We start from the raw sequence: 721 nt of genomic DNA on the forward strand, positions 1-721 counted from the left end.
GTGATCAGAAGTAGAATTTTCTTGTTGAGGGAGTTCTACGGAATGAAGAAATCGAGATTCACGGACAGCCAGATCATGGACGCGCTCAAGCGCGTGGAATCGGGGCTGTCGGTGCCGGACCTGTGCCGGGAGTTGGGCATCAGCACGGCGACGTTCTACAAATGGCGTTCGAAGTACGGCGGCATGGACGTTTCGCTGATCGCGCGGATGAAGGAACTGGAGGCCGAGAACGCCCGGCTGCGCAAGATGTACGTCGAGGAGAAGATCAAGGCCGAGATCGTAGCGGAGGCGCTCGCAAAAAAAGATTGAGGCCATCTTGCCGGCGTGAGATGGCCATGCATGCGGTGTGCAGCCGGGGCGTATCGATCCGGCTGGCATGTGAGGCATTTGGGATCAGCCAGGCCTGTTATCGGTACGTCGGTCGGCGCAGCGCCGAGAACGACGAGATTGCGAACTGGCTGCTGCGCCTGACGGACAACCACCGGAACTGGGGCTTCGGACTGTGCTTCCTGTACCTGCGCAACGTGAAAGGCTTCGGCTGGAATCACAAGCGCGTGTACCGGATCTATTGCGAACTGGAGTTGAACCTGCGAATCAAGCCGCGCAAGCGACTGGTCAGGCAGGTCCCGGAACCGCTGGCGGTGCCGTCTGCCGTCAATCAGGTCTGGTCGATGGACTTCATGCACGACCAACTTGCCGACGGACGTAGCATCCGGCTGTT

At 59.4% G+C, this 721-nt stretch carries 1 pseudogene; it reads left to right on the forward strand.

Annotation, left to right across the window (positions count from 1 at the left end):
* Positions 1-42: 42 nt before the first annotated feature.
* Positions 43-721: pseudogene (locus DIE13_RS32560) on the forward strand (transposase); the annotation flags it as partial.

Origin of the sequence: Burkholderia sp. Bp9016 (genome assembly GCF_003857765.1) — a bacterium.
Lineage (GTDB): Bacteria > Pseudomonadota > Gammaproteobacteria > Burkholderiales > Burkholderiaceae > Burkholderia.